An 8,643-nucleotide genomic window follows, 5' to 3' on the forward strand; every position below is an offset into this window, starting at 1 on the left:
TGCAGCCATCCAGGATAGTGGCACCCATATCGCAGAGGTTCTGCCGGCCGGTCGAGCAGTAGCGGCAGGTCCCGCAGTTCGGGATGAAGCTGCACACCACGTGGTCGCCAGGCTTGACCTTGGTGACACCGGGGCCTACCTCCTCGATAACCCCGGACCCCTCATGGCCACCCACGATCGGGTACCGCGGTGGCAGGTCGCCGTCTGTGAGGTGCAGGTCCGAATGGCACAGTCCTGCGGCGGTGTACTTGATCAGCACCTCGCCAGAACCTGGCCCGTCAAGGTTTAGCTCCATCAGTTCGAACGGCTTGCCCGCCTCAAGCAGTACTGCAGCAGTGGTTTTCATTGTGATGTCCCTTTCTAGAGCGATGTCGACGCCTTTGGTCTGGTGTAGAGGTCGATGCCGGAGGCGCCGAGTTCGCGGTCCAGCCCGATTGCTTGTACTCGCCCAACGGCATGGCTCGCCTTGAGCTGCCACGCGGTTCGATGTGCCTTGGAGATGTCGCGGGTCCAAATCTCCACTGCGAGCCCATACACGGAATCGTTTGCGGCAGTGGCGACTCCACGCTCCGCGGAGAAACCGCGCGCCTGCGGCGTAACCGGAGCTCCGCCTGTCGTGAGACGGAAGATGCGAGTTGCGTCGCTCATTAGGCCAAACTTTTCATCGCGGCCGCGGCGGTTACTTCGCCCAAGGGAAGAACTTCGCCACCGCTGCGGCAATAATCCGCTGATAGGACGGGCCCGTGATTCGAGCGAGCACATCGACGGCCTTTGCCTCCCAGCCGACCACGACCCGGGCGTGGCCCTTGGCGACTCCGCTGACTATGGCCTCTGCGGCCATTTCCGGCGAATGGATGGCCAACCGCTTGTCGAAGAACTCCGCAAAGGTCTGCTGGTCCTCGCCGTCGGCCACAGTAGCGTTGCGGGCGACGGCGGTCTTGATACCGCCGGGATGCACGCATGTCACCTTGACCGGATACTTGGCGATCAGCATCTCCTGGCGCAACGCCTCGGTGAAACCGCGCACGGCGAACTTGGCCGCGTTGTAGGCGCTTTGACCGGGCACTGCGATCAGCCCGAACAGGCTCGAGATATTGACGACGTGCCCGTCACCGGACGCGATCACATGCGGCAGAAAGGCTTTGGTGCCGTTGACGACGCCCCAGAAGTCGACGTCGATGATGCGCTCGATGTCCTTGAACTCGGACTTCTCGACGTTACCGTTGTAGGCGATGCCGGCGTTGTTGTAGACCTGGTTGACTGCGCCGAAGTGTGCGACGACGGCGTCGGCGTAGGCCAGCACGGCCTCCCGCTCGGCGACGTCGAGCCGGTCGGACTTCACGTCCGCGCCGAGTGCTTTGGCCTGGCGCACGGTTTCGGCAAGTCCGTCGGTGTCGATGTCGGAGAGCGCGAGCTTCGCGCCCTTCTTCGCGAGATTGAGGGCCAGTGCTCTGCCGATGCCGGAGCCGGCTCCGGTGATGACGGCGACTTTGCCTTCGAATGAGCTCATTTGGCTGCGACCTTTCGTCGGAGGGTGTGGATCTGGGAGCTTTCGGTGGGGAGGTGGTTGCGCAGTTTTACCCCGAGGTCGGCGATCGCGTCGCGTGCTTCGGGGAGCAGACTGACCTGAAGGTGGAAGTCGTGCCACATGTTGTCGAACTGGCGGTGGTCGAGGAGGGCCGTCTTCGAAGCGGCACAGGCAGTTTCGATCTTGTCCGCGTCGACGGAGATCGGATCGTCACCGGCGGTCTGCATGATGATCGGCGGCAGGCCCGTCATATCTCCGTACACCGGAGAGATGCCAGGCAACCGCGGATCGGAGGACCCGGCATAGCGCGGCGCCCACTCCGCCGTCATGGACGGAAGGATCAGCGGATCGCGCAGTGCCGGCCGCATCTCGTCGACGTCGATGGCGAGGTCGGCCCAGGGGCAGATCAAGCCGAGCGCGGCCGGGGCGGCGATTCCGCGATCGCGCAGCACCATGGCGAGCGCCAGGGTTAGCCCGCCGCCGGCCGAATCACCGGCAATGACGGTCGTTTTCGGGTCGAGCCCGTCCTCGAGCAGCCGGGAGTAGACCACGAGCATTTCCTCCAGGGCAATCGGATAGGAAGCTTCGGGTGCGCGTGAGTAGTCGGGGATCAGCGCTGTCATGCCGGCCGCCGCGGCGAGCTGCGCGACCAGGCCGCGGTAGCCCTTGGCGCTACCCAGGGCATAGGCGCCGCCGTGCAGGTAGATCAGCGTCCCGCAGGTTGCGGAATGCGGGGGTTGCACCCGCTCGACGGGGACGCCCGCGACGATGACGCGCTCGTAGCGGGTGCCCTTGGGAGGGCGGGCCGCAGCCGTGAGCAGCTCGAGCATGAGGCGCCGCCCACCGACGCCCATACGGCGGGACGCGAACGGTGGTCGCGCGCCTCGGAGCACGGCCCGGATCACACTCTTCCTGACTTTCACGATGACCTCTCAATAAGGGGATAGCGAGATATATTGGCGGGCAAGCTTGCTCAGGCCACAGCCGCGCCGACGGATGTCCCGCCGAACCGCAGCACACCGTCTTCAACAGGGTCTTCGAGAAGCATCTTCGAGTCTTTCTCGTAGTGCATGAGCACCTTCCACGGATGCTTGGACCCCTGGCGCGGCATAGTGTCCTGGCCGCGCTGCACGTAACCGGACTGCAGCTGGTCGAACATGCCGACGTCCAGCGCGCAGTCCTCGACATCGCGCGGAGTTGCCACCGCGTAGCCGTTCGCGTCCATGTGCCTGAACAGCCGGACCAGGTAGGCGCCAGCGATGTCGGCCTTCAGGGTCCACGACGCGTTGGTGTAACCGAAAACCCAGGCCATGTTGGGGATGTTCTCCACCAGCACACCCTTGTAGGTCATCTGGTCGTGCAGCTCTCGCGCCTCGCCGTCCACGGACAGTTTCATGCCACCCAGCATCTGGATGCTCAGGCCGGTCGCAGTGACGATGATGTCGGCTTCCAGTTCGCGCCCGGACTTCAGCAGGATGCCCTTCTCGGTGAAGGTGTCGATCTGATCGGTGACCACCGACGCCTCACCGGATGCCAGCACCTTGAACAGATCACCATTGGGCACCGCACACAGGCGCTGGTCCCAGGGCATGTACTTCGGCGTGAAGTGGCTCATGTCGACGGAGGGGCCGACGCGGCGCCGGACCCGCCAGAGCAGGAGTCGGCGCATCTGAGTCGGCCAGCGTCGGCACGCCAGGTACATCTGACGTTGGATCGCAATGTTTCGCTTGCGCGCTAACTCGTACACCCACCTGTCCGGGAGGAAACGACCCAGGACTTCGGAGATCTTGTCGACCGCCGGCAACGAGAAGATGTACGACGGGGAGCGTTGCAGCATGGTGACGTGCTCGGCGTCGCCGGCGATCGCCGGGACCAGGGTGACGGCCGTTGCGCCGCTGCCGATGACGACGACCTTCTTGCCGGTGTAGTCCAGGTCTTCCGGCCACTGCTGTGGGTGAACGCACCGACCCTTGAACTGGTCCACACCGGGGAAGGCCGGGAGGTAGCCCGCGTCGTAGTTGTAGTAGCCGGTGCAGCTGATGAGGTAATTGCAGCTGTAGGTGCGCGTTTCGCCGCTTGTCTCGTGAAGCGTTGTCACCGTCCAGCGGCTCTGAAGGCTAGACCAGTCCGCATTGACGACTTTCAAGCCGTAGTGGATCTTCTCGTCAATGCCGAACTCCGCCGCGGTGTCCGCAATGTACTGCCGGATCGACGCGCCGTCGGCGAGCACCTGCACGTCCTGCCATGGACGGAACTTGTAACCGAAGGTGAACATGTCGGAGTCCGAACGGACGCCGGGGTAGCGAAACAGGTCCCAGGTGCCGCCCAGCCGTTCACGTCGCTCCAGCACGGCGATGGTTCTGTTTGGGAACTCGGCCGTCACATGACAGGCCGTGCCGATACCGGACAGACCGGCGCCGATGATCAGGACGTCGAAATGTTGTGCGGCCATGGCTTCCCTCGGGCCTCTGGCCTGCTGTGCTCGCAGGACGTTGTAGTAACAGGATCGTTGACGGCGCCGTCGTGGGTCTTGACAGTTTCCGACAGTCTTTTATCATTTCCCGACACAGGGAGTTGATCGAAATGGGCAGCCTCATCCGCGCCACCAACCTGTGGGGGTACGGCGATCTGATGCGCGAGCTCGGCGCTGACCCGCGGCCTTTTCTGAAGCGCTTCGAGATCCCGCCGGGTATCGAACACCAGGAGGACGCGTTCGTCTCGTTGGACGCGTTCGTTCGCATGCTGGATGCCAGCGCCGCCGAGCTCGATTGTCCGGACTTCGGACTTCGCCTTTCGCGCTGGCAGGGCCTGGACATCCTCGGCCCCATCGCGGTGATCGCGCGGAACGCTCAAACGTTGCTCGGCGGGTTGGAGGCGATCGGGCGCTACTTATACGTCCATTCGCCCGCCTTGACGCTGACTGTTTCACCACCCACCGCAGGGTCCACCGTCAAGTTCAGCTACGAGGTGACCGATCCGGCAATTCCTTATCCGCTCCAGGGATACGAGCTCAGCATGGCCAACGCAGTCCGCATGATCCGCCTTCTGGGCGGACCGGAGGCGCGAGCCCGCGTTATCTCATTCATGCACGACCAACTGGGCCCGGACGCCGCGTACGACGACGCGCTGGGTTGTACGGTGCGGTTCGGCCAGACGTGGTGCGGATTCGAGGTACCCCACCGTATGGCCGGCAGGCCCATCGACAACGCGGATCCGGAAACCAGACGCATCGCCACGAAATACCTGGAGTCCCATTACCTGCCAAGCACCGCCGCGCTGTCCGAACAGGTGATCGAGTTGGCCCGCCGCCTGCTGCCCACCGGCCAATGCAGCGCTGAGGCCATCTCCGGCCAACTCGCCATGCACCCACGAACGCTGCAACGACGCCTAGCCACCGAGGGCGTGCGATGCCAGGACCTCATCGAGCGGGAACGCCGGGATCAAGCGGCGAGGTACCTCGCCGAATCGGGGTTGTATCTAGGCCAGGTCGCGGTCCTGCTCGGCTATTCCGAACAGAGCGCACTCAACCGCTCATGTCGACGTTGGTTCGGCAAGACGCCTCGGCAGTACCGAGCCGACCTACCGGTGTCGCGGTCGTCGGCCCACAGGTAACTTGCGACTACTGCCGCGCCATCGCTATCCGGAAGCGCTCGTCTGATTGCGAACTCGCGCGATTCTTGAGGCGGCCTGCCACTCGGCCTCCAGATCCGCCCGCCTAGGCGAAGGCATCGATCGCGTACCCGGTCGCAACATCGGCGATATTGTGGGGTCAACAGTCGATGAAAACTGGTGGTGAAAAGCCTCCCGGCCGAGGATAGTGATCGTCAATGGCCGACGTCGATCCGCGTGCGACACAGCGGGATGTGGTCCCGGACATCCCCGCGGAACTGCGTCAGGCGGGATTTGACGACATCGAGGAGATCGGGCACGGCGGCTTCGGGGTCGTCTACCGCTGCGCTCAGCCAGCGCTGGACCGCACCGTTGCCGTCAAGGTATTGACTTCCGATCTTGATCCGGAAAATCTCGCCCGCTTCCTGCGCGAGCAGCGCGCCATGGGACGCCTTTCCGGACACCCGCACATCATCAACATTTTGCACGTCGGCGTCATGGCCAGCGGCCGGCCCTTCATCGTGATGCCGTATCACGCCAAGGATTCGCTGGAGGTACTGATCCGCCGGCACGGACCCCTCGACTGGTGCGAAACGCTCAGCATCGGCGTGAAGCTTGCGGGTGCGCTGGAAGCCGCGCATCGCGCGGGCACACTGCATCGTGACGTGAAGCCCGGAAACATCCTGCTGACCGACTACGGTGAACCCCAACTGACCGACTTCGGCATCGCCAGAATCGCCGGGGCCTTCCAGACGGCGACAGGAGTGATCACCGGTTCGCCGGCTTTCACCGCGCCCGAAGTGCTCGAAGGCGCATCGCCGACGCCGGCATCGGACGTGTATTCGCTGGGCGCCACCCTGTTTTGTGCGCTGACCGGCCACGCCGCGTTCGAGCGCCGCACCGGCGAGCAGGTGGTCGCTCAGTTCCTGCGAATCACCTCACAGCCCATCCCGGACCTGCGCACGCAGGGACTGCCGGCTGACGTGGCCGCGATCATCGAACGGGCGATGGCTCGGGATCCGGCGGATCGTCCGGCGACCGCGGCCGGATTCGGCGACGAGCTCCGTGAAATTCAGCGCTGCAACGGTGTCACCGTCGACGAGATGGCCCGTCCCGTCGAGCTGGGCGTGGAGCACCGAAAGTCGCCCGTGACACGCTCGGTTCATCGGGATATCGCCGCCACGACGACGCCCCCGAAACCCGCAACGAAGTACCGTCCCCCGGTTCCCGCCAGATCACTGCTCGCCCGCAGCCGACTCACCGACATCCTTCGCGCCGGCGGACGGCGACGGTTGATCCTTATCCACGCACCCTCGGGGTTCGGCAAGAGCACGCTGGCGGCGCAGTGGCGTGAGGAACTCTCGCGCGGCGGCGTCGCGGTCGCCTGGCTGACAGTCGACGACGACGACAACAACGAGGTGTGGTTCCTGGCGCATCTACTCGAGTCGATCCGGCGGGTCCGTCCCGCCCTTGCCGAGTCATTGGGGCAGGTGCTGGACGAGCACGGCGGTGACGCCGGCCGCTATGTGTTGACATCGCTGATCGACGAAATCCACGAAAAAGACGACCGGATCGCGGTGGTGATCGACGACTGGCACCGCGTGTCCGACACCCGAACCAGCGCTGCCCTCGGTTTCCTGCTGGACAACGGATGCCATCACCTGCAGGTTATCGTGACCAGCTGGTCTCGCGCCCGACTACCACTGAGCGGGTTGCGGATGGCAGACGAGTTGATCGAGATCGATGCCGGTGCTTTGCGTTTCGACACCGACGAAGCGCTGTCGTTCCTCAACGATGTCGGTGGCCTACAACTGTCGCGCGCCGACGCGGAGGCGTTGACCACATCGACCGACGGGTGGGCCGCGGCCCTGCAGCTGGCCGCATTGTCGCTGCGCGGCGGCGGCGATGCGAGTAGCCTCCTGCGCCGGCTTTCCGGTGCCAGCGATGTGATCGGCGAGTTCCTGGCAGAGAACGTGCTGGACACCCTCGAACCCGATGCGCGCGAGTTCCTCCAGGTGACGTCGATCACCGAGCGGACCTGCGGCGGGCTGGCCTGCGTGCTGGCGGGGGTGACTCACGGGCAGGCGATGCTGGAAGAGGTCGAGCAGCGCGGCTTGTTCCTGCAGCGCATCGACGACGACCCGAATTGGTTCCGCTTCCACCAGATGTTCGCCGAGTTTCTGCGCCGTCGGCTCGAAGGTGACGGGCGCGATCGGGTCGAAGGGCTGCACCGCACTGCGTCGGCGTGGTTCGCCGAAAACGGCTACCTCAACGAGGCCGTCGACCATGCGTTGGCTGCGGGCGATCCTGCCCAGGCGGTTGATCTCGTCGAGCTGGATGGCACAAGACTGCTCGAACAATCGAAAATGACCACGCTGCTCGGGATCGTCAAGAAATTGCCACCCGATCTGGTGGTCGGGCGACCTCGGCTCCAGTTGGTGATCGCCTGGGCGAATATCCTGTTGCAACGTCCAGCGCTGACCGACGTCGCGCTGAACCGCTTCCAGGCCGCCCTGGGCCGCACGGACCTCGCCGAGGCAACACGGGCCGATCTGCGGGCTGAGGCGGACGTTGTGCGAGCAGTTGCCGAAGCCTTCGCTGATCGGATCGAGCGCATAGATGATCTAGTGGCCGAGGCGATGTCGAGACCGGACACCTTGCATCCGTGGGTGCCCGGGGTCGCCGGAAATGCCGCGGCGTTCGCCGCCATCTACCGCTTCGACTTCGATGCCGCCCACCGGCTGCTTGACCGTGCCGCGCCCTACCAGGAGGCGATGGGACCGTTCACCACTGTTTATGGACGCTGTTTGGCTGGCATCGCCGCCAGGTATCAGCTCGACATTCCAGGTGCCCTGAAGAACTTCCGAGAAGCGTACGAGATCGCCGCGGGTGTCGGACGCCGCTCGCACGCGGCGCGGCTCGCGGGTGCGCTTCTCGGCGAATTGCTCTACGAAACGGGCGACCTTGCCGAGGCAGCGGGCCTACTGGACGAGGGCGATCTGCTGAGCTCCGACGGTGGCATAGTGGATTATCTGGCCGCCAGGTATGTGATCGGTGCTCGGATCAAGGCAGCACAGGGGGATCGCGGGTCTGCGGTCGAGCGTTTGGCCGCCGGCGCGACCGCCGCACAGCAGCTGCGGCTGCCGCGTCTGGCCGCAAGGATCAACAATGAGCGCGTTCGGCTGGGCGTCGAGCTCCCGCAAGCGGTTACTGCCGGTTTGCGATCGCCGCGAATCATCCCCCACGGCAATGGAATCGACACGATGACAGCCGAACTCGACGAGGACTCCGGGATCCGCCTGTTGTCCGCGAGCGATTCCGCGGCTGATCGGGAGCAGGCATGCCGACGGGCCGCTGACCTGGCCGCGGGAATCGACGGCGAGCGCAGACCCCTGTCGGCGCTGCAGGCACAACTGCTCCTCGCCGAGTTCGGCTGTCATCGTGTCGATTCCATTGCCGTGGGGGATGGTTCGCGGCGATCGCAAACCGGCAGTAACCGTTTGCGG

Annotated in this window: 6 protein-coding genes and 1 pseudogene; 2 read left to right on the top strand and 5 right to left on the bottom strand. The window is 64.8% G+C overall.

Going from position 1 to position 8,643, the window contains the following annotated elements:
- The 5 genes and pseudogenes from ACLP4W_RS13240 to ACLP4W_RS13260 form a co-directional block, all read right to left on the bottom strand.
- Window positions 1–346, bottom strand: a 346-nt coding sequence (locus ACLP4W_RS13240; protein WP_442386572.1) for an alcohol dehydrogenase catalytic domain-containing protein, incomplete at its 3' end; no start/stop codon positions are given.
- Between the two features lie 14 nt (window positions 347–360).
- Window positions 361–579: pseudogene (locus tag ACLP4W_RS13245) on the bottom strand (aldehyde dehydrogenase family protein); the annotation flags it as partial.
- 100 nt (window positions 580–679) lie between these two features.
- On the bottom strand, window positions 680–1,510 hold the full coding sequence (locus tag ACLP4W_RS13250; RefSeq protein ID WP_442386573.1) for an SDR family NAD(P)-dependent oxidoreductase: 831 nt from the start codon (window positions 1,508–1,510) through the stop codon (window positions 680–682).
- Entirely contained in the window at window positions 1,507–2,451 is a 945-nt protein-coding gene (locus ACLP4W_RS13255; protein WP_442386574.1) for an alpha/beta hydrolase fold domain-containing protein, read from the bottom strand. The genes ACLP4W_RS13250 and ACLP4W_RS13255 overlap by 4 nt, the downstream gene beginning before the upstream one ends.
- 50 nt (window positions 2,452–2,501) lie before the next feature.
- On the bottom strand, window positions 2,502–3,980 hold the full coding sequence (locus ACLP4W_RS13260) for a flavin-containing monooxygenase (RefSeq protein WP_442386575.1): 1,479 nt from the start codon (window positions 3,978–3,980) through the stop codon (window positions 2,502–2,504).
- Window positions 3,981–4,105: 125 nt separating this feature from the next.
- Here ACLP4W_RS13260 and ACLP4W_RS13265 point away from each other — a divergent pair, with 125 nt between their 5' ends.
- Together ACLP4W_RS13265 and ACLP4W_RS13270 are read left to right on the top strand one after the other, a co-directional pair.
- A complete protein-coding gene (locus tag ACLP4W_RS13265; RefSeq protein WP_442386577.1) occupies window positions 4,106–5,140 on the top strand; it encodes an AraC family transcriptional regulator in 1,035 nt (344 codons plus the stop codon).
- Window positions 5,141–5,355: 215 nt separating this feature from the next.
- Window positions 5,356–8,643 (top strand): protein kinase domain-containing protein (locus ACLP4W_RS13270; RefSeq protein WP_442386576.1); only part of this gene is annotated, 3,288 nt, incomplete at its 3' end.

Source organism: Mycobacterium sp. (genome assembly GCF_052145595.1).
Classification (GTDB): domain Bacteria; phylum Actinomycetota; class Actinomycetes; order Mycobacteriales; family Mycobacteriaceae; genus Mycobacterium.